Origin of the sequence: Paraburkholderia sp. RHO2 (genome assembly GCF_050955445.1) — a bacterium.
Taxonomy (GTDB): domain Bacteria; phylum Actinomycetota; class Actinomycetes; order Mycobacteriales; family Mycobacteriaceae; genus Prescottella; species Prescottella agglutinans_A.
The window spans coordinates 5377248-5403342 of sequence record NZ_CP162617.1 but is presented as its reverse complement, the minus strand read 5'-3'; the positions used below and the strand labels follow the sequence as shown (position 1 = coordinate 5403342).

The window sequence follows — 26095 nt, the reverse complement described above, 5'->3', positions numbered from 1 at the left end:
GGGAAACCGCCACCCCGCCGGACTCGACGGACGACAGTCGAGATCAAGACTTTGCCCACTCCTCCCCCTACGAGGGAATCTCCCTCGCGGACACCCCGATCGGTGCGGCCGCGCAGCGCGCGAGTCAGGTGCTGCACCCCGGCTCGGTGACGCTGCCGAAGCCGCCGCAGCGCCGCGTGTTCACGATCGCCAACCAGAAGGGCGGCGTCGGCAAGACGACGTCGACGGTGAATCTGGCGTCGGCGCTTGCTATCCAGGGGCTGACGGTGTTGGTCGTCGACCTCGATCCGCAGGGCAACGCGAGCACCGCGCTCGGCATCCCGCACACGTCGGGCACACCGTCGAGCTACGAGCTGCTCCTCGGTGAGGTGACCGCGAAGGAAGCGATCCAGCAGAGCCCGCACAACGAGCGTCTCTACTGCATCCCCGCGACGATCGACCTCGCCGGCGCCGAGATCGAACTCGTGTCGATGGTGGCCCGCGAGAACCGACTCAAGAACGCGTTGTCCGAGGCCGCGCTCTCCGACATCGATGCCGACTTCATCCTCATCGACTGCCCGCCGTCGCTGGGGCTGCTCACCGTCAACGCGATGGTCGCGGCGCGGGAGGTGCTGATCCCGATCCAGTGCGAGTACTACGCACTCGAAGGCGTCGGGCAGTTGCTCCGCAACATCGAACTGGTGCAGGCCCATCTGAATCCGGAACTGCACGTCTCCACCGTCCTGTTGACGATGTACGACGCGCGCACCAAGCTCGCCGACCAGGTGGCCGAGGAGGTGCGCCAGCACTTCGGCGACGCGGTCCTGCGCGCGGTGATTCCGCGTTCGGTCAAGGTGTCCGAGGCGCCCGGCTACGGGATGACGGTCCTCGACTACGACCCCGGATCGAGGGGCGCGATGAGCTATCTCGATGCCGGCCGCGAACTCGCGGCACGCGGCATGTCCACCACGACGCAGGAGCAGTAGAGATGGCGCAGACACGCAAGGGCGGACTCGGTCGCGGGCTGGCGGCGCTGATCCCGACGGGTCCCGCGAACGGCGGACCGGGACTGGGGACAGCGGCTGCGGACGTCATCATCGGCACCTCGGCGCCGGCCGTCACCCCGGCCGACGGTGACGAGAAGGCGGCTGCCACTCCGGCCAAGCCGGCGCCCAAGGCCCCGCGCAAGACCGCGACGAAGTCCGCCGCGAGCAAGGCCGCGAAGGACGGCGGCGGGGCGGCGAAAGACGGCGGCAAGGCTTCCGCGGGCGCCACGGACGCCGGCGAGGTCGTCGCGACCGCACCGACCCCGACGCCGCCGGTCCGCACCGATCAGGAACCCCTCTCCCCCGCCGGGGCGGTGTACCACGAGATCGCGCCGCAGCTGATCGAGCCGAATCCCAAGCAGCCCCGCTCCGTCTTCGACGAGGAGGCGCTGGCGGAGCTGGTGCACTCGATCCGCGAGTTCGGGCTGATGCAGCCGATCGTGGTCCGCCGGGTCGGCCCTGAGCAGTACCAGCTCGTCATGGGTGAGCGTCGTTGGCGCGCCAGCCAGCTCGCGGGGCTCGAGACGATCCCGGCGATCGTCCGCGAGACCACCGACGAGTCGATGCTGCGGGATGCGCTGCTGGAGAACATCCACCGCGTCCAGCTCAACCCGCTCGAAGAGGCGGCGGCGTACCAGCAGCTACTCGAAGAGTTCGAGGTCACCCACGAGGAGTTGGCCGCGCGGATCGGCCGCTCCCGGCCGGTCGTGACGAACATGATCCGTCTGCTCAAGCTGCCTATCCCGGTGCAGCGCCGGGTGGCGGCCGGGGTGCTGTCGGCCGGACACGCGCGGGCGCTGCTGTCCCTCGAGGCGGGCGCGGACGCCCAGGAGGTTCTCGCGGCCCGCATCGTCGCGGAGGGCATGTCGGTCCGGGCGACGGAGGAAGCGGTCATGCTCGCCAACCGCGAGGGCCCCTCCCCTACCCCACCGGTGAAGCGGAAGCCGATCCAGATGCCGGGTCTGCAGGACGTGGCGGAGCGCCTGTCGAACTCGTTCGACACCCGGGTGACGGTGAGTCTCGGTAAGCGCAAGGGCAAGATCGTCGTCGAGTTCGGGTCGGTCGACGACCTCGAGCGCATCGTGACGATGATGGAGAAGCAGACGGGCAACTGACGTCGTTCGGGCGACCGCCGCCGAAGCGTCACAGTGACGTTACCGGTGTGGCTGAAGGGGTCGGACACTTTCCGGGCATCCGAAGGCGATCGGTCCTCCCACCCGTTCGGCGGCAGAATGCCGCCGCCGCGCTGAGGACGGAACTATCCCCTATTCTGGAGGGGATAGTTCCGTCGAGGCGGGTGTGACTCCCCGAGTGGTCATGGAGGCTGGGGGCATGGAGGCTGGCGTACACGGTGTCGACTAGCGTCACGTCACTCAGTCTGGACGGACTCGACAAGCTGTCCTCCCACGCCCGGCGATGCGTCTTCTGGGAGATGGATCCCGCCGCCGTCCGCGCCTCGCGCGAGTTCTCCGGCTTCTACGACCCCGAGTTCGAGAAGGAAGCATGGCTGTCGATGGTCATGCTCGAATGGGGTTCCTGCGGTCAGGTGGCCCTCGTCGACGACAAGCCCGCCGGCTGCGCGCTGTACGCCCCGCCCAGCATGGTGCCGCGCGCCGACCTGTTCCCCACCTCCCCCGTGAGCGCCGACGCGGTTCTGCTCACCACGATGCGACTGGAACCCATCGGCGACGAGTACGGGCTGGGCGCGACCCTGATCCAGGCCGCCGTCGCCGATCTCGTGCGGCGTGGTGTGCGGGCGTTGGAGGCCTTCGGCATCCGTCCCGACCCCGACAGCGTGGCCAGCGGCGTCCCGTCGGCCACCGCGGCCCGGGAATGCTCCCCGCAGGAATGCATGATCAGTGCCGACTTCCTCGAGGACGTGGGATTCGAGGTGATCGCACCCCATCACCGATTCCCCCGCCTGCGCCTCGAACTCGACCGCGACCACCTGTGGAAGGCGGACGTCGAGGCGGCCCTGGAGCGGCTCCTGGAGGTCTCGACCCTGTCGATGGTCGACATCGGCGAACGAACCGCCGTGGGGGCCTGCTAGGGCCCTTCCCGGGCCCGTCGCCACGGCCGCCGCGACGGGCCGAAGCGTCAGCGACCGCGTTCGGCGTCCGCCAACTCCTCGGCGAGCAGTTCGGCGAACGTGAACGTCCCGGTGGGGGCGTCGTCCTGGCCCAGCAGGTACAGCCGCTTGACCGCGATGAGGATCGCCTCGGCGATGGTGTCACGCTGGCGTGGATCGGTGAGCACGGAAACGTCGGAACCGCTTGTGAGATAACCGATGTCGACCTGAACAGTCGGCATCTTGGTGAGCCGCAGGAGATCCCAGGTGCGTCCGTGAGTTCTGCAGTCCCGCAAAGGTGTTCGTGCCACGATCTCGCGCTGGATGAAGCCCGTGAGGATCTGCCCGATCATCGAGGTGGAACCGTGCGAGTTGCCGAAGTGGAAGCTCGCCACGCCGCTCGCGGCGGGACTCGAGTGGCTGTCGCACCGCAGCGCGATCATGAGGTCGGCGTCGAACCCGTTGGACGTCTCGGCGCGCTCGGCCTCGCTCGGGTTGGCGTGTTGCGGACGCGACAGGAACGTCTCCATGCCCGTCGCCGCCATCCGCCCCTCGAGCCGGCTCGCGAGATCCCACAGGATTTCGGCCTCGCTCATCGGCCCGTGCGGGGTCTGCACGATCAGGCCGCTGTCGGCGCCGCCGAGACCCGGATCGATCACGATCCGCTTGCCGCTCAGCTGCGGACCCGACCGGCGGACCAGCTCCTCCTCGCTGATCGCGTGCGGCGAACCGCCCGAGACGCGGGTGCCGAGCAGCTCCAGCGAGCGCAGCGTCGCGGGGCCGCAGATGCCGTCGGCGGCGATGCCGATCTCGCGCTGGAACGAGCTCAGCGCGTCGTGCGTCTGCGGGCCGAAGTAGCCGTCGACGCGCCCGATGTAGAAGCCCAGGTCCTGCAGACGGGTCTGCAGGTGCGCGACGTCGTCGCCGTACAGCGGGGCGGACAGCTGGTAGATGAGGGTGCGGGCACCGAGCCGGTACGACGCCTCCTTGAGGGAGCGGTACGTCGCCGGGCCGACGATGCCGTCGACGAGCAGGCCGCGCTGCTGCTGGAACGCGCGGACGGCGGAATCGAGATGGTGGTCGAACACGGCGTCGGGGGCCACCCAGTGCGAGCCGTTGACGGTCTCGCGGTGCGTCTCCGCCACACCGTGGTGGAGGAATCCCAGGCCGGTCAAAGTACCCCGGATCTCGGCGACGGCGGGGCCGTGGTCGCCGTGACGGAGTAGCTGCATGCTCGCGGGCCTTTCGTAGCGGACGTCGATCGATTCTCTCAGACGGCCCCGGCGCATCGGCAATCCAGTAGGCCACAGTGTGACAAGGCTGTGGTGGCAGTCAGGTCACACTGTGGCCGGGATCCGGGCTTACCGGACGGGGCGCGGAGGTCAGAGCACCTCGGCGAGATCCTTGAGGAGGGCCGCCTTGCCCTTGGCTCCGACGATGGTCTTGACGGGCTTGCCGTCCTGGAACAGGATCATCGTCGGGATCGACATCACCTTGAATTCACCGGCCGCACTGGGGTTCTGGTCGATGTCCAGCTTCGCGACGGTGAGTTTGTCGGCGTGCTCACCGGCGATCTCCTCCAGCACCGGCGCGACCATCTTGCACGGGCCGCACCAGGTGGCCCAGAAGTCGACGAGCACGGGCTTGTCGGATTCGAGGACAGCCTGCTTGAACGAGTCGTCGCTGATGGTGATGGTGTTCGCCACGGGATCCTCCTGGGATCTGGTCCGGTCGGGGTAGGGGTGGGTGGAGCGGGTCAGGCGTCGACGGCGACGGGCTCGCCCGCGGCCGCGAGGGTGTTCTCGGTGATGTCGCCCTGGTCGGCCAGCCAGCGCTCGGCGTCGATCGCGGCGGAGCAGCCGGTGCCGGCGGCGGTGATGGCCTGGCGGTAGGTGTGGTCGACCAGGTCGCCCGCCGCGAAGACGCCCGGGGCCGTGGTGGCGGTGGTCGGGGACTGCACCTGCACGTAGCCGGCCTGGTCGAGGTCGACCTGGCCCTTGACGAGCTCGCTGCGCGGATCGTGGCCGATCGCGACGAACATGCCGGTCACATCGAGCGTGGACTGCTCGCCGGTGACGGTGTCGCGGATCACCAGGCCCGTGACGCTGTTCTCGCCGAGGACCTCCACCGGCTCGGCGTTGGTGACGAAGCGGATCTTCTCGTTCGCCTTGGCCCGCTCGAGCATGATCCGGGAGGCGCGGAACTCCTCGCGGCGGTGCACGACGGTGACGGTCCGGGCGAACTTGGTGAGGAAGGTGGCCTCCTCCATCGCGGAGTCGCCGCCACCGACCACGACGATGTCCTGGTCGCGGAAGAAGAAGCCGTCGCACGTCGCGCACGCGCTCACGCCGCGGCCGAGGAGCGTCTCCTCGCCGGGGATGCCGAGGTAGCGGGCGGCGGCGCCCATCGCGAGGATGACGGCGCGGGCGTAGTAGGTCTCGCCGTTCGCGACGACCTTCTTGATCGGCCCGCTCAGCTCGAGCTCCTCGACGTCCTCGGTGCGGATGTCGGCACCGAAACGCTTGGCCTGCTCGCGCATCTCGTCCATCAGGTCCGGGCCCATGATGCCCTCCCGGAAGCCCGGGAAGTTCTCGACCTCGGTGGTGGTCATCAGCGAGCCACCGAACTGGGTGCCCTCGAACAGCAGGGGCTCGAGTTCCGCACGGGCGGCGTACACGCCGGCGGTGTATCCGGCCGGTCCCGAGCCGACGATGATGAGGTCACGGACCGTGGTCGGAGTGGTCATGCGGGCCTTCCTGTCCTCTGGAGCAATCCTGTGCTGCTGCTGTCGTTCACTGCTGCTCACACGAATTCGCCGTGGCGGCGCAGCTCGCGGAGTCGGTCAGGTCAACAACAGATTAGTTGGTGTTGTTCCCCGAGACGGGTCGGTGCACTCGACCGGTGCTGTCGAACGTTTCACGTGGAACCGTCGATGTGGAGCGGGTCATACGCTCGCGGCGGTGTCCCGGGGGTCAGCCGCCGCGTCCGGCGCGCTCCGTCACGAAGGGCCGGACGAGGTCGGCGGCGGTGCGCCGCACATGTTCGACGTCCTCCCCCCGCTCGACCTGTCGGGACGCGGCGTGCAGCACCGCATTGATCAACTCGGACATGGCCGCGGCGTCCGGCACCCCCAACTCGCTGAGTGCGTCGGACAGCGGGGTGTAGAGATCCTCGTGCATGGCGCGGCTCTTGGCGTCGAGCTCCGGGCCGGGCGCGATCTGCGCCAGCGCGGTCGCGATGGCGTGCTCGCCCTCGGCGACCAGGGTCAGGTTGGCGTCGATGTACGCCAGGACACGCTCCGCGGGATCGTCGGCCTCGGCCATGGCCGCGGCGACGCGAGCCGACCACCGGGGAAAGGCGTCCTCGATCAGCGCGTCGAGCAGGTGCTGGCGGGACTTGAAGTACTGGTACATGCTCGACCGGGCGAGCCCGGCACGGGCGGCAACCTCCCCGAACGACGGGATCTCGGTCGCCCCCTCGGCAAGGACCTCCCGAGCGGCGTCGAGGAGGGCCCGCTGCTGCGCGGCTCGATGCTCACCGACTGTCGGTGCAGTGATCCGCGGCACGGGCCCTCCTCGCTCGCTGGGATGTTCCGGCTTACCGGGGTGTGAGCCGACCATCGGTCATCTCGACCACGCGGTCGCAATAGTCGAGGACATCGTAGTCGTGGGTCACCATGACCGTGCCGACCCGGGATTCCCGGGTCTCCCGCGCGAGCAGTTGCACGATCTCGTGGCTGCGCGCCCGGTCGAGCGCCGCGGTCGGCTCGTCGACCAGGAGCAGCGACGGCGTCGACACCAGGGCGCGGGCGATGCCCACCCGCTGGCGCTCGCCGCCCGAGAGCTGGTCGGGCCGGCGGTCGGCCTTGTGCCCCAGTCCCACCTGCTCGAGCAGCTCGAGCGGGTCGCGGAACTTCCGGCCCTTGGTGTTCCCGAGGTGCGACACCAGCCGCAGCTGATCGGCCGCCGTGAGCGACGGGATCAGGTTGCCGCTCTGGAACACGAACCCGATGTGACCTCGCCGGAACTTCGCGGCCTCCGCCTTCGTCATCGACAGCAGGTCGTGGCCGCCGACGCGGACAGCGCCCGAGTCCGGGGTGGTGAGGGCACCGGCGACGGCCAGCAGGCTCGACTTGCCCGAGCCCGACGGCCCGACGACGGCCACCATCTCGCCGGGGCGGACGGTCAGGCTGACCGCGTCCAGGGCGGTCACGGTCTGCTCGCCGTCGCCGAGCCGCAGGTCGGCGTCGACGATCTCGAGGGCGGCGGTGTCGGTGCGGGTGTCCGTCTCGGTCGCGGTGGTCACAGCAGCGTCCTTCCTGGCGCTCATCGCTGGCCTCCCAGCGCGTTCAACGGATTGACCGACGCGATCCGGACGATCGCGATCGCGGCACCGATCAGGCCCAGGACCATGAGCAGGACCGCGGCGACCGCCACCGCGGCGGGCTCGAGCAGGAACGGCACTCCCCCGCCGATCAGCGAGCCGAAGCCGTAGCCGACGGCGGCGCCGACGGCGACGGAGCCGAGCAGCAGGATGAACGCCTGGGCCAGGCCGTCGCGCAGCAGGTAGCCGGTGGAGGCGCCCATCGCGCGCATCACGGCGATCTCGTGCTTGCGTTGGATCGTCCACACCGTGAAGAAGGCGCCGACGACGAGTGCGGAGATCGCGTACAGGAACACCTTGATGAGGTCCAGCGTCATCGTCTCGGCACTGAATCCGGGCGAGGACTGGAACGAGTCCTCGAGGGACACCGTCGACGTCTGCGCTGCCGCGTCACCGGCCGCGGAGTCGAGCGTCGCACCCGGCTCGGCCTGCAGCGCGACCGCGGTGGCCTCCGTCATCGACTGGGCGGGGACGGGCTCGCCGGGGCGCACACCCGAGTGCAGCTGGCGCCACATCTCGATCGGCAGGTATGCGACGTCGACGTGGCCGAACGTCTGCTTGCCCTCGGTGACGCCGACGATCGTCAGTTCGGTGCCGAGACGGTCGATGGTGATGGTGTCGCCGAGATCGACGCCCTCGTCGAGTGCGCTCCGGCTGACGACGAGCCCGTCCGGCTCGCCCAGCCCGGTGCCGTCGGCGGCCGTGGGAGCGAGGAACGAGTCGGTCGGGACGCCGAACAGCGCGAAGTCGACCGGTACGCCGTCCTCGTTGTGGGCGTTGACGAGCATGTTGCCGAACGGCTGGGCCTCGGCGACGCCGGGCTGGGCGCGCCAGGCGTCGACCTGCTCGTCGGTGACGATGCTGCGCGAGAACGCCGAGTCGGTCTTGGTGCCTTCGTTGAACGCGAACCCGTCCACCGGCATGGCCTTCAGGCCCGAGACGCCGTCCTCGACGAGGCCGGAGGACAGGCCGGACAGCAGGACCATCAGCACCGAGATGAGGGCGATGACACCCCCCATCAGGCCGAATCTGGATCGCGCGAACCGTAGCTCCCGCAGGGCGAGGAACATCTTTGACTCCTGGTCGGTGTGATCTGTCGATGCAGCCGACGAAGGAAGCTTCCGGATGTCCGATTTTCCCGACGGCCTGTCGGCAAATATACCAACACCGTGTCGGTAACTTTGGTGACGCTGGTCTCGCCGGAGCCGGGCTACCTACCGCCGCCGGCCGCGGCCGCCGTCCTCCCGGATCGCCTCGCGGACCACGCACCGCGTGCCGCTGTAGATGGTCGGCATGCACTTGTTGCAGTGGATGCACAGGCCCTCGGCGACCCGCTCGGTGCGGAACTTCTCGGGCAGGTACGGATCGCGCAGGAGCGCGCGGGCCATGGCGACGAACTCGAATCCCTCGTCGAGTGCGGTGCGGATGGTGTCGAGACGGTTCACGCCACCCAGCAGGATCAACGGCAGCGACAGCGCCTCGCGGAACTGTCGGGCGAACGGGAGGAAGAACGCCTCCTCGAACGGGTAGGTCGGGAGGATGCGCGGACCGTACAACCTGAGCCCAAGGCCCACCAGCCTCGGTTGCGCCGCAACGAGTTCCGCCATCGGCACCTCGCCGCGGAAGTAGTACATGGCGTTGAGCAGCGAACTGCCGCTGGTGAGCTGCAGCGCGTCGACGCAGCCGTCGGACTGGACGAGCCGGGCGATCTGCAGGCTCTGGTCGAGCCACAGTCCGCGGGGGACGCCGTCGGCCATGTTGAACTTCGCCGTGACCGCGGCCGAGTCGCCGACGGCGGCCCGGACCCGTTCGAGCACCTCGCGCGGGAACCGGGACCGCGCCGCCACGCTGCCGCCGTAGCCGTCGGTGCGCCGGTTGAGGTTGGGGCTCATGAAGCTGCTCAGCAGATAGTTGTGGCCGAGGTGCACCTCGAGGGCGTCGAACCCGGCGTCGACGGCCACCCGAGCGGCGGACGCGAAGTCGCAGGTGACCCGTTCGAGTTGGGGTCCCGTCGCACCCCTCACCAAACCCATTGCGGGAGCGCTTATTCGGGTGGACGGCGCGAGCGACCGGGTCCGGTTGGAGAGCTGGTTCGCCACCAGGCCGGCGTGTCCGATCTGCGCGGCCGCCAGTGCCCCCTCGGCGTGCACGGCATCGGTGAGCCGGCGCAGGTCCCGCCCCGTCGGACCGTCGAGGACGAGGGTGTCGCGGTGCACCCGCCCGCCGGGCGAGACGGCGCAGTACGCGACCGTCGTCATCGCCGCTCCCCCACGTGCGACCTCGGCGTGGAACTCGACCAACTCGTCGGTGACCCGGCCGTGCGGCATGACGCCTTCGAAGGTGGCGGCCTTGATGATCCGGTTCCGCAGCGTCAGCGGACCGAGCCGGGTGGGTTCCCAGATCGGCGACGCCGGCGTGCGCGGCCCCGTCGGGCTCACGGCGCGAGTCCCTCCGGTGTCCCCGGCACCGGGGTGCGCACCGATGCCGACAGCGCCGCGCGCACCGGCCGCCACGTCAGACCCAGTTCGGACAGCGTCCGCGAGTCGTCGGTCGGCGTGGCCGCGGTGAGCAGCCACGCCGCCTCGTAGCTCAACCCCGCGCCCACCGGCAGGACCGTGCCGAGTGCGTCGGCGATCCGGCCCAATCCCCGGAAGACACTCGGAGCCAACGGGATACGTATCAGCCGATGACCCGAGGCGTACTCCAGGATGTCGACGAGCTCGTTGAACTCGATCAGCTCGCCCCCGCACATGTACCGCCGCGGACCGCGACCCGGGCGCATCACCGCGGCGTGCACGTCGGCGACGTCGCGCACGTCGATCATCTGCATGCCCCCGCGCAGCCGCGGGGCGACCCCGGCCGCGACCACGGGGGCCCACCCCGTGGCTGTCACCCCGCGCATCCCGCCCAGCCCGGGACCGACGACGCTCGACGGGTAGGTGATGACCACCGGCGCCCCCGCGTCCTGCAGCGCGCGGGCGATGCGGTCGGCGGCGGCCTTGCTGCGGCCGTACGCGCTGCGCCCCGGCGCGGTGGGACTGTCCGGGCCGATCACCGGCCCCGGGGGCGGGAACAGCGCGCTGTAGCTCGCGACGTGCACGATCGGGTCCAACCCCAGCGCGGCCGCCCGGGTGAGCAGCGTCGCGGTGGCCGCGGTGTTGACCTCCCACATCAGCGCCTCGCGGCTGTTGTCGGTGCCCACGACGCCGGCGGCGTGCAGGACGGCGTCGCAGCCGTCGAGCAGGGCCGCCACGACGTCGGGGTCGCGGATGTCCCCGCGGAGCACCTCGACGCGGTCGGCGGCGGGACCGAACAGCGGCAGTACCGCGGCCGCCGACTCGTCCGGATGCACCAGCAGGCGGATGTCGTGACCGTCCGCGAGCAACGCCCGCGTGGTGTGCGCACCGAGATACCCGGTGCCTCCCGTGACCGCGACCTTCATGCCGCCTCCCGTCGGTTTCGGTTACGGTACCACCGGACTCGTAAACGAAGGAATGGCGCGAGCGAACCGTCTTGTTCGACAATTCGGAACGATGAACGCACACGTGACCGATAGCGCCGCCAGCACGGGGCGCCCCAGGGATCCCCGAATCGACGCCGACGTCCTGGCCGCCACCAGGGAAATGCTGTTGGAGGTCGGTTGGGAGCAGCTGAGCATGCGCGGGATCGCCGCGCGTGCCGGGGTGAGCCGGGCGGCACTGTCACGACGCTGGGCGTCCAAGGCGCACCTGGTGCTCGACTCCCTCCTGGGCGCGACACCCGACCTCGAACCGTTCGAGGGCACCGACCGCACCGGCTGGATCGACTGGGTGATCACCGGCAGCGCCCAGCTGTTCTCCCGGCCGGACGTGCGGGAGGCGTTGCCGGGCCTCCTCGCCGCCCTGCGCGACCACGAGGACCTGCGGACGGCGTTGTGGCAGGGGTTCAGCGGTCCGGCTGCGGAACTGTTCGCCGCGCACGGCGCCGCCGACGGCCCGGCGTCCGCGGAGACGCGGTCGCGAGACCTGTTGGACGCGAAGGCGGTGCTGGTGCTGGCATCCGGCGCGGCGCTGTTCTCGAGCCTCATTGCCGAGGGCGACGACACCCCCGAGCTCCGCGCCCGCATCCGGGAACTGCTGGTGCCGGTGGCGGACCGGTCCGCCGAGGGGGACGAACAGTAGACGGGCTCAACCTATTTCGGTCTGCGCGCGCAGCTCCGGGGCGGATGTGCTGCAGCCGGTGCCGACGACCAGCGCGGTGAGGGCCGGCGGGCGCGGTCCGGCCAGCAGCATCAGCACGGCGTAGTCGCCGCGGAACTGCACGGCCCTGGTGCCCAGTACCGGCGTCGAGGGCGCGAACCCGTTGGCCTGCAGGCATTCGCCGCGGACATCCGGATCCGCGAGACGGCCGATGTCGGCCCCGCCCTTCGCGCCGCGGGCCAGCGCGAGCACCTGCTCGGGGGCGAGGTCGCTGTCGAGGTCGGCCACCCGGGTCGCGGGCGCCGACGTGGGCGTCGCGATCACCGCGGGCGCCGTCGAGTCGGAGCGGTCGAGACCGGTGAGCACGAACACCAGGCCGACGGCCGCGGCCGTCGCCGCCACCGCGACGGTGAGCCACGTCCGAGCGTGCCGCCGGGAGGGGGCGTCCGCCAGCGCGGTGACCCCGTCGGCCGCGCTCCGGTCCTGCCGTTCCAAGGCCGCATCGATGCGGGCCGCGATCTCCGGAGGAACAGGGGTCCCGACACTGTGGTCCCGGCCCACCTCGCCGAGCGTGGCGGCGACGGTGTCGAGGGCGTCGAGGATTGCTAGTGCGCCCGGATCCTGCCGCACGAGCGGCCACAGGTGGGCACTGACGTCCTCGGACAGGACCCCGGCGTGCAGGTCGGCGAGTAGATCCGCCGAGAACGGGGGGCCGAGCATCTCTGCGCCGTCGTGGGCCGCCATCTCACCTCCTACCCGCTGGTGCCGGGGCACGATCGTGCCTTCAATTGGTTCAGACGCGGGGAGGTCAAGATCGGTTCCCTACATCTCGCAAGTATTCCAAATGCGAGGCCAGCTTCACGCGGGCGCGGGCGCACCGGCTCTTCACCGTCCCCTCCGGCACGCCGAGCCGCTGCGCGGCCTCGGCCACCGAGTACCCCTCCATGTCGACGGCGACGATCGCGGCCCGCTGTTCGGGCGGGAGCCGCAGCAGCGCCCGGTCGACGAGCAGCGCCGTCTCCCGCTCGGCGATGTGGTCCCGCTCGTCCCGCGGATCGACGGTCTCGTCCGACGACAGCGACACCGTCGGTCGGGCGCGGTTCCGCCGGATCCGGTCGAGGCACGCGTTCACCACGATCGTGTGCAGCCAGCTGCGCACGGCCGCGTCCGCCCGGAACGATCCCGCCGTGCGGTGCGCCGACAGCAGCGCCTCCTGCAGCGCGTCGGCCGCATCCTCGACGGTGTAGCTCGTTCTCCTCGCAACGTGCCAAAGGTGGTCGTAATGCCGGCTCAGCAACTCCGCGAACGCGCCCCCGTCACCCGACGCGTGCGCTGCCAAGAGTTCTGCATCCGACAGACCTGCTTTGGCGACCCCCCTGAAGATTCGCACCGGCGGATGTTAGCCGATCGGTTGCCCGGCAGTCCTCCTCGGGACCGGCGCGAATCCGGTCAGGATGCGGCGGTGAAGGACACCTCGGCGATCCCGGACTGGTTCTTCCCGCCCGCCGTGCTCAGATCGGTGATCCACACGAGGACGTTCTTGGTGGCGCCGTCGGACTTCAGCGGGATGTCGGTCACGCCGTTCTGCAGCGTCGCGTTGCCGATCACCCGCGTCTGGTCGAGGGACGTGTTCGGCGACGGCGCGGTGCGGATCTCCACCTGCGTGCCCGGCGTCGGCGACGTGATCTGCATGCTCGTGAGCTTCGCGGCGTCGGGCAGCGTCACCATCAGACCCACGCCCGGCTTGAGCGACGGGAAGGGCTGGAAGTAGGCGTCGGTGCTCCACACCGTCGCCGGGTTCCCGTCGATCGCCAGACCGGCGTTGGCGGCGTTGTCGGGTGTGCCCTGCGGCGAGAACACGGCCGCGCTCGCCGGCTTCACCGGACCCGTCGCGGGCGGCAGCGCCGCCGACGTGGGCGCGGCGGCCGTCTCGGACGCCTCCGCCGACGTGGTCAGGCCGAGGTTCTGGTTCGTCAGCGGCTCGTCGGAACTGCCGCCCGCCAGCAGGTTCGCCAGCCACCAGCCGATCAGCGCGAGCACCACCACGGTGAGCGCGCCGAGCGAGACCAGGGCGATGAGGGTGCGGTTCGACTTCTGCTTCTCCGCCGCGACCGCCTCGGGGTCGGCGAGGGCATGACTGTCGCTGCCCGGTGCGCGCTGGCCCAGTCGCAGCGCGGGCATGAGGTCGGTCTTCTGGTCCACGACCGTCGCCTGGTCGAGGATGTGTTGCACGGTCGCCGCCGCGCGGATGCCGCTGTCGCCCCCCAGCGCCCGTACCGCGACCGCGGAGATCTCGAACGGGACCTCGGGGCGCAACGCCCGCGGTTCGACGGGCCGGCCCGACGGGTCACGGTCGGCCGGGCGCATGTCCTCGGACGACTCGGTGCCCGGCACGCCCAGCGGCCACCGTGCCGTGATCAGGGCGTAGAGCATCGCGCCGAGACCCTTGACGTCGGCGGCCGGGTCGGCATCGGACAGGGTGCCCGGGAACGCCATGACGGCGTCGCCGGCGGTGCTGATGCGGATCCGGTCGGGGTCGTCGATCGACAGGGCGCTGCCGCCGCGGTGCGCGGCCTCCGCGGCCGCCGCGAGCGCGCGCACGGCCCGGGCCGCACCGATCGGCGACGGCTCGGTCTCGGCCATCTCCTTCAGCGACCGGCCGGGCGTCCACTCGGCGACGACGATGCCGCCCGAGCTGCCGCGCACGACGTCGAGGACGCGGGCGAGGCCGGGCGAGTTGATCCGCCCCAGGCGCAGCGTGCGGGACAGGATCGCCTGCGGGCCGTCGGGGCCCGTCGCGGCCGGTCCCTCGGCCCGCTGCTCGGCGTCGACGAACGTGAGCGCGACCTCGCGGTCGAGCTTGATGTCGAGGGCCTGCCAGAACTGGAGCCCGTGGGCGCCGCCGTGCGGCGCGAGGAGCCGGTAGCGTCCACCGGCCACCGAGGCACCCGCGATCAGCTGCGGTCCGCGCAGGCGGCGCGGTTCGGGGACGGCGCCGGTCACGCGCAGCGGCGGCAGCTGCGGCGAACCGATCGGGAAGACGCCGGTGTCGACGTTGAGGTCGCGGCGGCGTCGGCGCTCGCGCTCACGCGCCGCGTCGTCTGCTTCGGAAGTGGCTGCAGCGGAGGCGTTTTCGGCTGTGTCGTGGGGAGCGGACGTCGTCGCGGACTGCTCGTCCGGGGTGTCGCCGGCGGTGGTGTCCGCCACCTTGGTGGTGCCGTCTTCGACGTCAGTCGCCGTGCCGGACTTCTTGTCGGCACCGTCGTCGTCGCTCACACGCGCTCCTTCTATGAACTCGTCGGGAATATAGTCCCCACCGACGTATGCCTCGCTGCGTCCAGGGTACGGGAGACCGTCCGGTCTATCGAGGGCCCGCGGGAGGTCGCGGATCACCGGAATCAATTCGGTATCAGGCTCGTACGACGATCCGACCGCGACCGGCACCGGCGTCTCGTCGGGTCCCGCGCCGCCGCGACCGCGCAGGCCCGGGATCTTCCGCTGGACCGCGACCGTGATCGCGACGACCTCGGGCACCTTCGCGAGCCACATCAGGACGAACGTGACCACGAGCATCAGCGATCCGGTGATCGCGACGCGGATCATCGCGCCGGGGCCGCCGAACGACTCCGACAGCCGGTCGAGCCCCAGCAGCGTGTCCGCCGCGAACATCGCGACCGCACCGGCCGCGGACGCGAGCAGCACTACCCACACCGTCTTGCCGACGTTCGCCATTCTCAGGTCGCCGAGGCTGCGGTGCAGCAGGAACCCACCGATGAATGCGCCCGCCACGTACGCGAGCCCGTTCGCGACACCGAGCAGGATCACCACCTGCTGGCTGTCCGACGAGAGCACCGGGGCGAGCGCGGAGAGGGCGATCTTCACGCCGGTGATGCCGAGGACGATCCACGTCGGGGTCCACGCCTGCTCGCGTGCGTAGAACACGCGCAGGTGGATCAGCACCAGCGCGTACGGGATGAGCGTGAACGCCGACCAGCTGACGGCCTCGCCGAGCCGTTCGGCGTTGCCGGCGCCGAAATTGCCGTAGCCGTACAGCGCGTGTCCGATCTGGGGACCGGCAAACGTGAAGAACGTGACGACCGGGATCAGCGCGATCATCGTCAGCCGGGTCGCGACGGACAGGTCGTCGACGACGGCCGGGGTGTCGTCGGCGGCGGCGTTGCGGCTGAGTCGCGGCATGATCGCGGTCAGCACGGTGACGCCGAGGACGCCGTACGGCAGCTGCAGCAGCAGCCACGCATTGGAGTAGATCGCCGGACCGGCCTCGTCGGCGTGCGCCGAGACGCGGGTCGCGAACATCATGCCGAGCTGACTGATCAGCACGTACAGCACGATCGCGATGGCCATGCCACCGAACTGCTTGAGCCGGTCGTCGAGGCCCCACAGCGGGCGCAGGGAGATGCCCTGCTTGCGGATCGCGGGCAGCAGGCTCACGGCCTGCGTGACGACACCGGCGGTCACGCCGAGGCCGAGCAGCAGCACGTGCGGGTCGCTGATGCTGACCGGGTCGAGTGAGATCTCCCCCGGCAGCAACCAGTACGCCACGAGGATGGCCAGCACCACGAGGTTGTTCAGGACCGGCGCCCACGCGCCGGGTTTGAACACCTGCCGGGTGTTCAGGATGGCGGTGAGGAGCGCCGAGAGCCCGTAGAACAGGACCGCCGGCAGCAGCAGGAAGACCAGTGCCGTGGTCAGCTCGGTGTTGACCTCACCGTCCTTGGGCAGGAAGACGTACGTCGTGAGGATCGGCGCGGCCGCGGTCGCGAACAGCGTCGCCGTGCCCAGCAGCGCGAGCGCCGCCGTGAAGAGTCTTCGGATGAACGCCGCGCCCTGATCCGGGTCCTCCTGTTCGGCGCGGACCAGCACTGGCACCACGATCGCGGTGAGCACCGCACCGAGCACCAGCTCGGAGATCATGTTCGGGATCTGGCTGGCGACGGTGAACGCACTGGCCACGGCCGGGCCGAGCGCGGTCAGCAGCAGCAGCTGCTTGAGGAAGCCGGTCATGCGGCTGATCAGCGTCGCGATCGCGATCGACCCCGTGGCGGCGAGCAGGCTCTTCTTCTGTGGTTCCTTCTGAGCCACCGGCTGCTTCTGCGTCGGCGGCGCGGGTGCCGGTGCCGGTGCGCGCGGCGGTGCGGGTGCGGGCCGCGGCGGCATCGGGCCCGGCGGACCGACCCGCGGCGGCATCGGGCGCGGCGGCACGGGCCGCGGACCGCCGGGGGGCTGGGGGCGCGGCGCGTTCTGCATCGGCGGGTTCGGCGGCATCGGCCGCGGACCGGTCGGCGGCGCCGGCCGCGGCGGCATCCGGTGCGGCCCACCCTGGGGCGGCCGCGGCGGGTTCGGCATTGGGGAGTTCGGCATCGGGGGGTTCGGCGGCCCGGGACGCGGACCGCCCGGCGGCGGCACCGGCCGCGGAACTCCCGGGGGCACGGGCCGCGTGCCGCGCGGCGGCATGGGCCGCGGCGGGTTCTGCGGCCGCGACCCCGGCGGCATCGGCGGTTGTCCCTGATCACGCATCGGCCGTGGCCGTGGCGGCTGCGAGGGCCCCGGCTCCCGTGGAGTCGGCCGCGCCGACGACCGATAGCCCTCGCCGGGAGAGTTCTCGGTCATTGACGTTCATACCCTTCGTCGGCTCGATCCGGCTGGCCCCGGAACCGGTGCCAGAGTCGGCGCCCGGCGAGGAACAGCAGGAGTGCACCAGCACACGCGGTAATTATCGCCAAAGCCTGACCGTATGCATTCGACCGCACCGTGACCGAAGTCTGTTCGCCCAGTTCATGGCCACTTTCTGTGGTCAATGAGAAATCGACCACCATGGTGCGCGAGTCGGAGATCTCGGCGGGCACCTGCAGCGACCGGCTACCGCGGGGCGGCAGTTGCTGCGGCCCGATGTCGGTGATCTGCACCCCCTCGGGGGCGTCGACCTGCAGTTGCACGTTGATCGCCACCGGCAGGTCGTTGCGTGCCACCAGCAGCAGCGGGCTCTGCTCGGACGCGAGCGTATACACCCCGCCCGGGGCGAGGATCGTGACCGACGCGTACATGCCGTCGATCGCGGAGCCGACGTCGCCGACGCGGGTGTGGGCCGCCTGCTCGGCGGCGGTGGCCGTCGCGGTGCTCTGGTCCCGGCGGCCGGACAGGCTCATCGCCCGGAGCAGGTCCTCGCGCAGGGGTGCCATGAACCGGGTCGGCGTCAGCGGCGCCTGCGGGTCGTCGACCAGCGCCTGCGTCATCTCGTCGATGCGCGGGCCCTGCATCCCGACGCCCCACTCGATCGATTCGGGGGTGCCGTCGACGATCGCGCGTTGCGGGTAGACCAGCTCCGCGGTGTCCGCCGTCGTGGGCCGCTGCTCGGCGACCTTCGCGAGGGGGCGTGGGTTCGCGAGACCCGACCGGAGCAGGGTGGCGACGGTCGACAGGACCGCGGAGGCCTCGTCGCCGTCGGCGGACCACTGCTGCGGCGGGACGATCAGCATCGACCGATCCGACGTCCGGGTCGCGCCGGTCGCCCCCGACGAACTGCCCGCGCCCTGCAACGACAGCCACGTCACCGCGCCCAGCGCGTCCTGCAGGCGGGCGGTGCGCGAGTCCCGGTCGAGGTTGTAGCGCGCGCGTTCGGGAACGTACGACGGCGTCTGCGGGTCGGAGCCCACTGCGGCCAGCGCGGCGGCCGCCGAGACGTCGAACAGGGCGGCATCGACGGCGTCCTCGCCGCCGCCCGCGATGGTCACCGTCCGCCCCGACGCCGACGGGGATTCGACCGCGTTCGCCGCCAGCAGCGTCGTGGTGGGGCCGAGCCCGTGCAGTGTCTGGGCCGACGCCTCGTCGAGGACACCGGCGTCCGGCCAGGTGACGTCGCGCAGCGAGGTCACCCCCAGGATGGTGTCGACGATGTCGGCCGGCGACTCCAGCGCGCTTCGCGTCAGCGAGGGGTCGCCCACCCGGCTCAGCGCCGCGAGGTCGACCTGCGCGAACGGCACCGCGGTGATGCACATCTTCCGGGCGAGCGTCTCGAGCCGCTCCAGCCATGCCGCGGCGGCGTCGCGCCCGGCACCGTCGTGGGCGGGTCCGGTCGGATTCGCCGGATCGTCGACCACCAGGTAGCCCTGGGTCATGTTGCTGACGGTGATCAGCAGGTCGGGGTCGACGGCCAGGCACAGGCTGTCGGTGAGCCGGCGGTCGCGGTCCGTGTCGGGGCCGGTCGCGATCTCGGCGGCACCGAGGAGCTGGTCGAGACGACCGCCCTGCGAGAGCGAACCCGCGAGGTCGTCGTCGACCAGCCGCACCTTCTCGTTGACCGATCCGGGGATCCCGGCGGCCAGCCGCGGCTCGTCCGCGAGCGGCCACAGCATCGTGACCGCCAGCGGGTTCGAGGTGTCCGGGGGCACCGGGGCCGTCGGCGACGTCGAGGCCGAACCCTGTGGGGTGCTGCCCGAGGTGCCCGCCACGTGCGGCAGCCCCAGCACCGGGAGCAGGAAGCGGGCGTCGTCGAGGCGCGCCTGTCCGCCGTACGCGGGGGTGCCGTTGACGTTGACCAGCAGCGGGTAGACGCCGGGTTCGGTGATGTCGAGGGACGAGCCGGTGAGCGAGCGCAGCGGCAACGACAACGTGAACTGCTTCCGCTCCCCCTCGTCGAGGCTGTCCGCGACCTCGACGAACGGACCGACGACGTCGAACTCGCCCTGGTCGAGCTCGAGCGACGTGCGCAGTTCCAGGCTCGAGTCCACCGCGGGGGCCCGTTGGAGCCGGACGCCGATGTCGGTGACCGGGCGGTCGCCGACGTTCGTGACGGTCCCGGTGACGGTGACGACCGGGTCGGTCGTCGTCGTGACCGTGGTCGGCGTGACGTCGTCGATGTGCAGGGCCAGGAACTCGGGTTGGGCCCGGGACTTGGTCACCGGCACCCGGGTGGTGGACGTGGCCGTGTCGGACTCCGTCCCCGGCTCGGTGGACGTGGTGGTCTGCGCGGATGCGGAACCGGCGCCGATGGTGCCGACCAGCACGGCACTGATCAGCATCAGGACGAGCGTCAGCGCCGTGAGGACGGTGGCACCGGATCGTCGCCATGCCGGACGCGATGCCACTGTCATTCCGCGTCGGACCCCCTGGTGCGTGAGGGCTCCATGTCCGCGATGAGTTGACCGGCGATCTCGGCGAGCTTGCGCTCGTCGGCGTAGGCGAGGCGGGAGTCCAGTTCCGAGAGCGGCACCCACGCCACCTCGGTGACCTCGATGTCGGCGTCGGACAGTTCCCCGCCGAGCGAGCGCATCAGGTAGTGGTGCACGGTCTTGTGGACGCGCCGGCCCTCGGTGACGAACCAGTAGTCGATGCTGCCGAGGGACGCGACCACGGCGCCCCGGATGCCGGTCTCCTCGGCGACCTCGCGCATCGCGGTCTGTTCGGCGGTCTCGCCCTGCTCGATGTGCCCCTTGGGCAGCGACCACAGCAGGCGCCCGCGGCGGTCGGTTCGTCCGATGAGGGCGGCGCACAGCTTGTCGGTGGGGCCGCCGAGTCCGTCGACGACCAGTCCCCCGGCGGACGTCTCGCGCACGGTCCGCATGTGCGGTGCGGCGGATCCGGCGCCCGCGCCGCGCCGCCGCGAGGAGCGGCGGTTACGGTTTGCACGTTCGGCGGCGGACACCTCATTGATCGTAGTTGACAAATCCGGACTGGCCGGACTCCCACGCCCGCGCGGGCGGAGGGGCCTGCGTGTGCGTTCGACCGGCCGCCGACCTCGGTAAGGTTTGCTGACGTGAATGCCCCCACCCCCGACGCCGAACGGCGTGCCCGACTGCTCCGCGGTGCGCACGAGACCCTGAGCACCCTGTCGGACGTGCTGACCCCGCTCGGGGCCCGGTTCGCCGATGCCGGACACGAGCTGTTCCTGGTGGGCGGCAGTGTGCGCGACGCGGTCCTGGGCCGCCTCGGCACCGATCTGGACTTCACCACCGATGCCCGCCCCGAGCAGGTGCAGCAGATCCTGCGCGGCTGGGCCGACAACCAGTGGGACACCGGCATCGCGTTCGGCACCATCAGCGCGGCCAAGGGCGACGATCAGATCGAGATCACCACGTACCGCACCGACACCTACGACGGGGTCACCCGCAATCCGGAGGTGCAGTACGGCACGACGCTCGAGGAGGACCTGGTCCGCCGCGACTTCACGGTCAACGCGATGGCCGTGCGCGTCGACGGCAGCGGCACCTTCGAGTTCGTCGACCCGATGAACGGCATGGAGGCGCTGCTCGAGGGCGTGCTGGACACTCCCGCGGCGCCCGAGACCTCGTTCAACGACGATCCGCTGCGGATGCTGAGGGCGTGCCGGTTCGTCTCGCAGCTCGGGTTCACCCTGGCGCCGCGGGTGCATCAGGCGATCGTCGACATGGCCGGGCAGATCGACCGGATCACCGCCGAGCGGGTGCGCACCGAACTCGACAAGCTGATCCTCGGCGAGTACGCGATCGACGGCATCAACGTCATGTGCGAGACGGGACTCGCGGAGCGGGTGATTCCCGAGATCCCCGCGATGAAGCTCGAGATCGACGAGCACCACCAGCACAAGGACGTGTACTGGCACTCGCTGACCGTGCTCAAGCAGGCCATCGACCTCGAGGACGGCGACCCGGACCTGGTGCTGCGCTGGGCCGCGCTGCTGCACGACATCGGCAAGCCCGACACCAAGCGCAACGAGCCGGGCGGTGGTGTCAGCTTCCATCACCACGAGGTGGTGGGCGCGAAGCTGGTCCGCCGCCGGATGCGGGCCCTGAAGTACTCGCGGCAGATGGTCGACGAGGTGGGCCAGCTGGTGTTCCTGCACCTGCGGTTCCACGGGTACGGCAAGGGACAGTGGACCGATTCGGCGGTCCGCCGCTACGTCACCGACGCCGGTGACCTGCTGCCGCGCCTGCACAAGCTGGTCCGCGCCGACTGCACCACCCGCAACAAGCGCCGTGCGGCGGCGCTGCAGGCCACCTACGACGACCTCGAGGTCCGGATCGCCCGGATCGCCGAGCAGGAGGATCTGGCGCGGGTGCGCCCGGACCTCGACGGCAACGCGATCATGGAACTGCTCGGCATCCCGGCCGGTCCGCAGGTGGGCAAGGCGTGGAAGTTCCTCAAGGAGCTGCGCCTCGACCGCGGTCCCCTCGACCGCGACGAGGCCGAGGCGGAGCTACTGAAGTGGTGGGCGGAGCAGCCGAAGGGCTGAGGGCTGATCGGCGGGGTTGCCGCCAGCCGTTCGCCGGATGCGCAGATTCGGATCGGAACGATTGGTGGGTCCGAATCTGCGGTTCTAGACTGCGGTAATGCCTGACATCCGGATCCGTGACGCCGCGCAGCTGCTCGGCGTCAGCGACGACACCGTCCGGCGGTGGGTCGACGCCGGCACCCTCGACGCGCACAAGGACGACGTGGGCCGCATGGTCGTCGACGGCAAGCAGCTCGCCGAGTTCGCCCGCGCCAACGCGGCGCCGGCGCCGGAGAATCCGCTCGGGGTGGGCAGTTCGGCGCGCAACCGCTTCGTCGGGCTGGTCACCCGGGTGGTCGCCGACGGCGTGATGGCGCAGGTGGAGATGCAGTGCGGACCGTTCTCGGTCGTCTCACTCATGAGTGCGGAGGCGGCGCAGGAGTTGAAGCTCGAGCCGGGCAGCGTGGCGGTCGCCGTGGTGAAGGCGACGACCGTGATCGTCGAGACGCCGGGGGCACCGTCGTGAGGCGTCGGCGGCTCGGGGTCGCGGCGCTCGTCGCGGTGCTGGCGACGGCGGTCGTCGGATGCAGTTCGGGCGAGACGGAGGCCGGGACGGAGCCCGACACCCAGCCGGTCGAGTCGATCACGGTGTTCGCGGCCGCGTCGCTGCGGTCGACATTCACCGAACTGGGGCGGCGCTTCGAGGCCGAGCACCCGGGAACCCGGGTGGTGTTCAACTTCGGCGGCTCGTCCGATCTGTTCACGCAGCTGGACCAGGGCGCTCCCGGCGACGTCTTCGCGTCGGCGGACACCGCGAACATGACCAAGGCGCGGGGTGCCGGTCTGACGGCGGCCGACCCGGTGAACTTCGCCACCAACGTGCTGACCATCGCGGTCCCGCCGGGGAATCCGGCGAACATCACGTCCTTCGCGGACCTCGCGCGGCCCGGCGTGCGCGTGGTCGTCTGCGCGCCGCAGGTGCCGTGCGGGACCGCGTCGCGCCGGGTCGCGGACGCGGCCGGCGTGCGACTGTCCCCGGTGAGCGAGGAGTCCTCGGTCACCGATGTCCTCGGCAAAGTCGTCACCGCGCAGGCCGATGCCGGACTGGTGTACGTCACGGACGTCGCCGCCGCGGACGGCACGGTCACCGGGGTTCCGTTCCCGGAAGCCGCAAGGGTCGTCAACACCTACCCGATCGCGGTGCTCAACAAGTCCGAACACCGGGACGTGGCAGGAGATTTCGTCGCGCTCGTCATCGGCCCCGAGGGGCGGCGGGTGCTGTCCGACGCCGGGTTCGGCACGCCGTGACCGGTCGGCCGCCGGGGCGGATCCCGGCCGGACTCCCGGCCTGGATCTACGTCCCCGCGGCCGCGGGCAGCTTGCTGGTGGTGCTGCCGCTCGTCGCGATGCTCGTCGGGGTGGACTGGTCCAACTTCGTCGCGCTGGTGACGTCCGAATCATCCTTGGCCGCACTCGAACTGAGCCTGAAGACGGCGTCGGTCAGTACGGTGCTGTGCGTCGTGCTGGGGGTGCCGATGGCGCTGGTGTCGGCGCGGTGCCGGTTCCCGGGCCTGGCCGCGCTGCGCGCGCTGGTGCTGCTGCCGCTGGTGCTGCCGCCGGTCGTGGGCGGTCTGGCCCTGCTCTACACGTTCGGCCGGAAGGGGCTGGTCGGCCGGCATCTCGAGGTCGCGGGCATCCAGATCGCCTTCTCCACCACCGCGGTGGTGCTGGCGCAGACGTTCGTCGCGCTGCCGTTCCTCGTGATCAGTCTCGAGGGTGCCCTGCGGACCGCGGGCCGACGCTACGAGGCCGTCGCCGCGACGCTGGGCGCGCCGCCCACCACGGTGCTGCGCCGCGTGACGGTGCCGCTGGTGCTGCCCGGCCTGGTGTCCGGTGCGGTGCTCGCCTTCGCCCGCGCGCTCGGGGAATTCGGCGCCACCCTCACGTTCGCCGGCAGCCTGCAGGGGGTGACGCGCACCCTTCCGCTGGAGATCTACCTTCAACGCGAGACCGACCCGGAGGCCGCGGTGGCGTTGTCGCTGGTGCTGGTCGTGGTCGCCGTCGCGATCGTCCTCGGTGCCCGCACCCGACGCGCGGCGGGTGCGCTGTGACCGGTCTGGAGGTGCGCGCGCGTGTCGAGTCGCGAGGGCTCGACGTCGAACTCACGGTGGCGCCGGGTGAGGTGCTCGCCGTGCTCGGGCCCAACGGTGCGGGCAAGTCCACGCTGCTCGACGTCGTCGCGGGCCTGTTGAGTCCCGACGACGGCCGGGTGGTGCTCGACGACCGCGTCCTCACGGACACCGCGAGAGATGTTGCGGTACAACCACACCGTAGATCGGTGGGACTGCTTGCACAGGAGCCGCTGCTGTTCCCGCACCTGACGGTGCGCGAGAACGTCGCCTTCGCGCCACGCAGCGCCGGGCGGGGTCGACGCGAGTCGTACGCGGCGGCGACTCGGTGGCTCGAGGAGGTCGACGCGGCCGCGCTCGCGGACCGACGGCCGCGGCAGCTGTCCGGTGGTCAGGCGCAGCGGGTCGCGGTGGCGCGGGCGCTGGCCGCCGAACCCGGCCTGCTGCTGCTGGACGAGCCGATGGCCGCCCTCGACGTCGGCGCCGCCCCGGCCGTCCGCGCGCTGTTGCGCCGGGTCCTGCGCACCGGTGACCGAACCGCGGTCCTCGTGACTCACGATGTGCTGGATGCCCTTTCGCTCGCCGACCGCGCGGTGGTGATCGACGGCGGGCGGATCGTCGAGGATGGGCCGGTGGGCCGGGTGTCGACCCGCCCGCGCAGTGTCTTCGCGGCGCGGATCGCCGGGATCAATCTGTTGTCGGGCAAGGCTGGCGCCGACGGTCTGGACACCGTCGCCGGCCCGGTCCACGGTATCGCCGAGGACGGGTGCGTTCCCGGCGACCACGCCGTCGCGGTGTTCGCTCCGGCCGCGGTCGCGATCCACCGCGCCCCGCCGGAAGGCAGCCCGCGCAACATGTTCCGTGTGCGGATCGCGGAGATCGAGGGTCGGGGAGGGCAGGGCGGGAACGGTCACCCGATCCGCGTCCGCGCCGAGGACCACCCCGACGGATCCCCCGGGCTCATGGCCGACGTCACCGCCGGCGCCGTCGCCGAACTCGCCCTCGTGCCCGGTGACGACGTGTGGTTCGCGGTCAAGGCCACCGAGGTCGCGGTGTATCCGGGGGGCCCGGCTCCGGTCGTATAGCATCCTGTCCCCGTGGGCTTTTCGTAGATCGACAGTTCTTCGTCCCGCATTCGGTCCGGGTTCATCGGCTCTGGTCCCCCGCGTCACCTGCGCCCCCTAGGTTTCATATCGCCGCTCGTCGCGAAACCGCACGACGACATTCCGGAGTGCACGCTCGGGCCGGTTTCGGGTGCGGTCGAGCACGCGACGACTGCCGTGCGACGTCGCGGACACCGCCGGCAAGCCGACTTCGAGGAGAACATGGAGCCCTACCTGTGAACCGACCGCTGATCATCGCGCACCGCGGAAACTCCTCGGTGGCGCCGGAGAACACCATGCTCGCGTTCCGCTCGGCCGTCCTGGCCGGCGCCGACATGATCGAGATCGACGTGCACGTCGACCGGGACGGCACGGCGGTCGTGATCCACGATGCCACCGTCGAGCGCACCACCGACGGGACCGGCGCGGTCGCCGCACTCGGCACGGACCAGATCCGCGGCCTGGACGCGGGTGTCGGATTCGCCGCCGAGACGGCCGGGCAGCGGGTGCCGCTGCTGACGGACGTCGTGGATCTGATGGTCGCGCAGCCCCACCTGAGGCTGCTCCTGGAGCTGAAGGGCGACTGGGCGCCCGACCAGGTGCGGCGGATGCTCGACGTGCTCGGGCCCGTCCTCCCCCGTGTGCTGCCGCAGAGCTTCGAGGTGTCCACGGTGCGGGCCCTCGCCGACGTCGCCCCCGACGTGCCGCGCGGCCTGCTCGTGGGCGCGGTCGACGACACGGTCATCGCCCTGTGCGCGGAACTCGCCGTGACGGCGTGCAATCCGTACGTCGGATCCGTGCAGGACGACGTCGGCGTGGTCGCGGCCCTGCACGCCGCGGGTCTGCAGACCATGGTGTGGACGGCGAACGACCCGGCGCAGTGGCGGCTGCTGGCGGACGCCGGCGTGGACGGGGTGATCACCGACCGACCGGACCGTCTGGCCGGGTGGCTCGACGCCCAACGCTGATGTGGCCGAATGTCCCACGCGTCCAGTTGGACGG

General features: G+C 71.1%; 23 protein-coding genes. 10 read left to right on the top strand and 13 right to left on the bottom strand.

What is annotated here, in order from left to right:
• The first annotated feature begins 152 nt into the window (after positions 1–152).
• From ABTV10_RS25070 to ABTV10_RS25060, 3 genes are all read left to right on the top strand, one after another.
• A complete protein-coding gene (locus tag ABTV10_RS25070) occupies positions 153–965 on the top strand; it encodes a ParA family protein (RefSeq protein WP_499035242.1) in 813 nt (270 codons plus the stop codon).
• Between the two features lie 2 nt (positions 966–967).
• Positions 968–2140, top strand: coding sequence for a ParB/RepB/Spo0J family partition protein (locus ABTV10_RS25065; protein WP_499031613.1), 1173 nt, complete (start codon positions 968–970; stop codon positions 2138–2140).
• A 236-nt stretch (positions 2141–2376) separates the two neighbouring features.
• Positions 2377–3075 carry a hypothetical protein gene (locus ABTV10_RS25060; protein WP_499031610.1) on the top strand — a complete coding sequence of 233 codons (699 nt, stop codon included), beginning with the start codon at positions 2377–2379 and terminating at the stop codon, positions 3073–3075.
• 47 nt (positions 3076–3122) lie between these two features.
• On the opposite strand, the gene ABTV10_RS25055 is transcribed toward ABTV10_RS25060, so the two are convergent.
• From ABTV10_RS25055 to ABTV10_RS25020, 8 genes are all read right to left on the bottom strand, one after another.
• Complete coding sequence (locus ABTV10_RS25055; RefSeq protein WP_499031607.1) at positions 3123–4325, bottom strand: N-acetylmuramoyl-L-alanine amidase; 1203 nt, start codon at positions 4323–4325, stop codon at positions 3123–3125.
• A 150-nt stretch (positions 4326–4475) separates the two neighbouring features.
• On the bottom strand, positions 4476–4799 hold the full coding sequence (trxA, locus tag ABTV10_RS25050; protein ID WP_433608663.1) for a thioredoxin: 324 nt from the start codon (positions 4797–4799) through the stop codon (positions 4476–4478).
• A gap of 50 nt (positions 4800–4849) precedes the next feature.
• Positions 4850–5839: a thioredoxin-disulfide reductase gene (trxB, locus tag ABTV10_RS25045; RefSeq protein ID WP_433608661.1), complete on the bottom strand. Its 990-nt coding sequence runs from the start codon at positions 5837–5839 to the stop codon at positions 4850–4852.
• Positions 5840–6065: 226 nt separating this feature from the next.
• Positions 6066–6659 (bottom strand): TetR/AcrR family transcriptional regulator, encoded by a 594-nt coding sequence (locus ABTV10_RS25040; RefSeq protein ID WP_499031604.1) that lies wholly within the window; start codon positions 6657–6659, stop codon positions 6066–6068.
• Between the two features lie 31 nt (positions 6660–6690).
• The gene (locus tag ABTV10_RS25035; RefSeq protein ID WP_499031601.1) at positions 6691–7422 is read right to left on the bottom strand and encodes an ABC transporter ATP-binding protein; all 732 of its coding nucleotides are present in this window, start codon (positions 7420–7422) and stop codon (positions 6691–6693) included.
• Entirely contained in the window at positions 7419–8546 is a 1128-nt protein-coding gene (locus tag ABTV10_RS25030) for an ABC transporter permease (protein ID WP_499031599.1), read from the bottom strand. Before ABTV10_RS25030 ends, ABTV10_RS25035 begins: the two co-directional genes overlap by 4 nt.
• A 144-nt stretch (positions 8547–8690) precedes the next feature.
• Positions 8691–9914 carry an oxidoreductase gene (locus ABTV10_RS25025; RefSeq protein WP_499031596.1) on the bottom strand — a complete coding sequence of 408 codons (1224 nt, stop codon included), beginning with the start codon at positions 9912–9914 and terminating at the stop codon, positions 8691–8693.
• On the bottom strand, positions 9911–10918 hold the full coding sequence (locus tag ABTV10_RS25020; protein ID WP_499031594.1) for an NAD-dependent epimerase/dehydratase family protein: 1008 nt from the start codon (positions 10916–10918) through the stop codon (positions 9911–9913). The genes ABTV10_RS25025 and ABTV10_RS25020 overlap by 4 nt, the downstream gene beginning before the upstream one ends.
• A gap of 91 nt (positions 10919–11009) precedes the next feature.
• Between ABTV10_RS25020 and ABTV10_RS25015 the strand changes: the two genes are divergently transcribed.
• Entirely contained in the window at positions 11010–11636 is a 627-nt protein-coding gene (locus ABTV10_RS25015; RefSeq protein WP_499031592.1) for a TetR/AcrR family transcriptional regulator, read from the top strand.
• A 6-nt stretch (positions 11637–11642) separates the two neighbouring features.
• Here ABTV10_RS25015 and ABTV10_RS25010 read toward each other — a convergent pair whose 3' ends face one another.
• The 5 genes from ABTV10_RS25010 to ABTV10_RS24990 all read right to left on the bottom strand — a co-directional run bounded on the left by ABTV10_RS25010 (position 11643) and on the right by ABTV10_RS24990 (position 20316).
• On the bottom strand, positions 11643–12398 hold the full coding sequence (locus ABTV10_RS25010; protein ID WP_499031590.1) for an RsmA family anti-sigma factor: 756 nt from the start codon (positions 12396–12398) through the stop codon (positions 11643–11645).
• A 64-nt stretch (positions 12399–12462) separates the two neighbouring features.
• Positions 12463–13044 carry an RNA polymerase sigma factor SigM gene (sigM, locus tag ABTV10_RS25005; RefSeq protein WP_433608645.1) on the bottom strand — a complete coding sequence of 194 codons (582 nt, stop codon included), beginning with the start codon at positions 13042–13044 and terminating at the stop codon, positions 12463–12465.
• Between the two features lie 59 nt (positions 13045–13103).
• Positions 13104–16757 carry a murein biosynthesis integral membrane protein MurJ gene (locus ABTV10_RS25000; protein WP_499031587.1) on the bottom strand — a complete coding sequence of 1218 codons (3654 nt, stop codon included), beginning with the start codon at positions 16755–16757 and terminating at the stop codon, positions 13104–13106.
• Positions 16758–17281: 524 nt separating this feature from the next.
• On the bottom strand, positions 17282–19759 hold the full coding sequence (locus tag ABTV10_RS24995; RefSeq protein WP_499031585.1) for a hypothetical protein: 2478 nt from the start codon (positions 19757–19759) through the stop codon (positions 17282–17284).
• A 2-nt stretch (positions 19760–19761) separates the two neighbouring features.
• A complete protein-coding gene (locus ABTV10_RS24990) occupies positions 19762–20316 on the bottom strand; it encodes an NUDIX hydrolase (RefSeq protein ID WP_433608643.1) in 555 nt (184 codons plus the stop codon).
• A gap of 111 nt (positions 20317–20427) precedes the next feature.
• Here ABTV10_RS24990 and ABTV10_RS24985 point away from each other — a divergent pair, with 111 nt between their 5' ends.
• The 6 genes from ABTV10_RS24985 (at position 20428) to ABTV10_RS24960 (ending at position 26061) form a co-directional block, all read left to right on the top strand.
• Positions 20428–21882: a CCA tRNA nucleotidyltransferase gene (locus ABTV10_RS24985; RefSeq protein WP_499031583.1), complete on the top strand. Its 1455-nt coding sequence runs from the start codon at positions 20428–20430 to the stop codon at positions 21880–21882.
• A 97-nt stretch (positions 21883–21979) separates the two neighbouring features.
• Complete coding sequence (locus ABTV10_RS24980; RefSeq protein ID WP_499031580.1) at positions 21980–22387, top strand: TOBE domain-containing protein; 408 nt, start codon at positions 21980–21982, stop codon at positions 22385–22387.
• The gene (modA, locus tag ABTV10_RS24975) at positions 22384–23169 is read left to right on the top strand and encodes a molybdate ABC transporter substrate-binding protein (RefSeq protein WP_499031577.1); all 786 of its coding nucleotides are present in this window, start codon (positions 22384–22386) and stop codon (positions 23167–23169) included. The genes ABTV10_RS24980 and modA overlap by 4 nt, the downstream gene beginning before the upstream one ends.
• Positions 23166–23972: an ABC transporter permease gene (locus tag ABTV10_RS24970; protein WP_499031575.1), complete on the top strand. Its 807-nt coding sequence runs from the start codon at positions 23166–23168 to the stop codon at positions 23970–23972. Before modA ends, ABTV10_RS24970 begins: the two co-directional genes overlap by 4 nt.
• A complete protein-coding gene (locus tag ABTV10_RS24965; RefSeq protein WP_499031573.1) occupies positions 23969–25075 on the top strand; it encodes a sulfate/molybdate ABC transporter ATP-binding protein in 1107 nt (368 codons plus the stop codon). The genes ABTV10_RS24970 and ABTV10_RS24965 overlap by 4 nt, the downstream gene beginning before the upstream one ends.
• A gap of 254 nt (positions 25076–25329) precedes the next feature.
• Positions 25330–26061 (top strand): glycerophosphodiester phosphodiesterase, encoded by a 732-nt coding sequence (locus tag ABTV10_RS24960; RefSeq protein WP_499031571.1) that lies wholly within the window; start codon positions 25330–25332, stop codon positions 26059–26061.
• The last annotated feature ends 34 nt before the right edge of the window (positions 26062–26095 follow it).

Excerpts from the sequence above, each read along its gene's own strand:
- trxB (WP_433608661.1), bottom strand. The coding sequence starts at position 5,839 with ATGACCACTCCGACCACGGTCCGTGACCTCATCATCGTCGGCTCGGGA.
- ABTV10_RS25015 (WP_499031592.1), top strand. The coding sequence starts at position 11,010 with ATGAACGCACACGTGACCGATAGCGCCGCCAGCACGGGGCGCCCCAGG.
- ABTV10_RS25035 (WP_499031601.1), bottom strand. The coding sequence starts at position 7,422 with ATGAGCGCCAGGAAGGACGCTGCTGTGACCACCGCGACCGAGACGGAC.
- ABTV10_RS25030 (WP_499031599.1), bottom strand. The coding sequence starts at position 8,546 with ATGTTCCTCGCCCTGCGGGAGCTACGGTTCGCGCGATCCAGATTCGGC.
- ABTV10_RS25055 (WP_499031607.1), bottom strand. The coding sequence starts at position 4,325 with ATGCAGCTACTCCGTCACGGCGACCACGGCCCCGCCGTCGCCGAGATC.
- ABTV10_RS25065 (WP_499031613.1), top strand. The coding sequence starts at position 968 with ATGGCGCAGACACGCAAGGGCGGACTCGGTCGCGGGCTGGCGGCGCTG.
- ABTV10_RS24980 (WP_499031580.1), top strand. The coding sequence starts at position 21,980 with ATGCCTGACATCCGGATCCGTGACGCCGCGCAGCTGCTCGGCGTCAGC.
- ABTV10_RS25010 (WP_499031590.1), bottom strand. The coding sequence starts at position 12,398 with ATGGCGGCCCACGACGGCGCAGAGATGCTCGGCCCCCCGTTCTCGGCG.
- ABTV10_RS25020 (WP_499031594.1), bottom strand. The coding sequence starts at position 10,918 with ATGAAGGTCGCGGTCACGGGAGGCACCGGGTATCTCGGTGCGCACACC.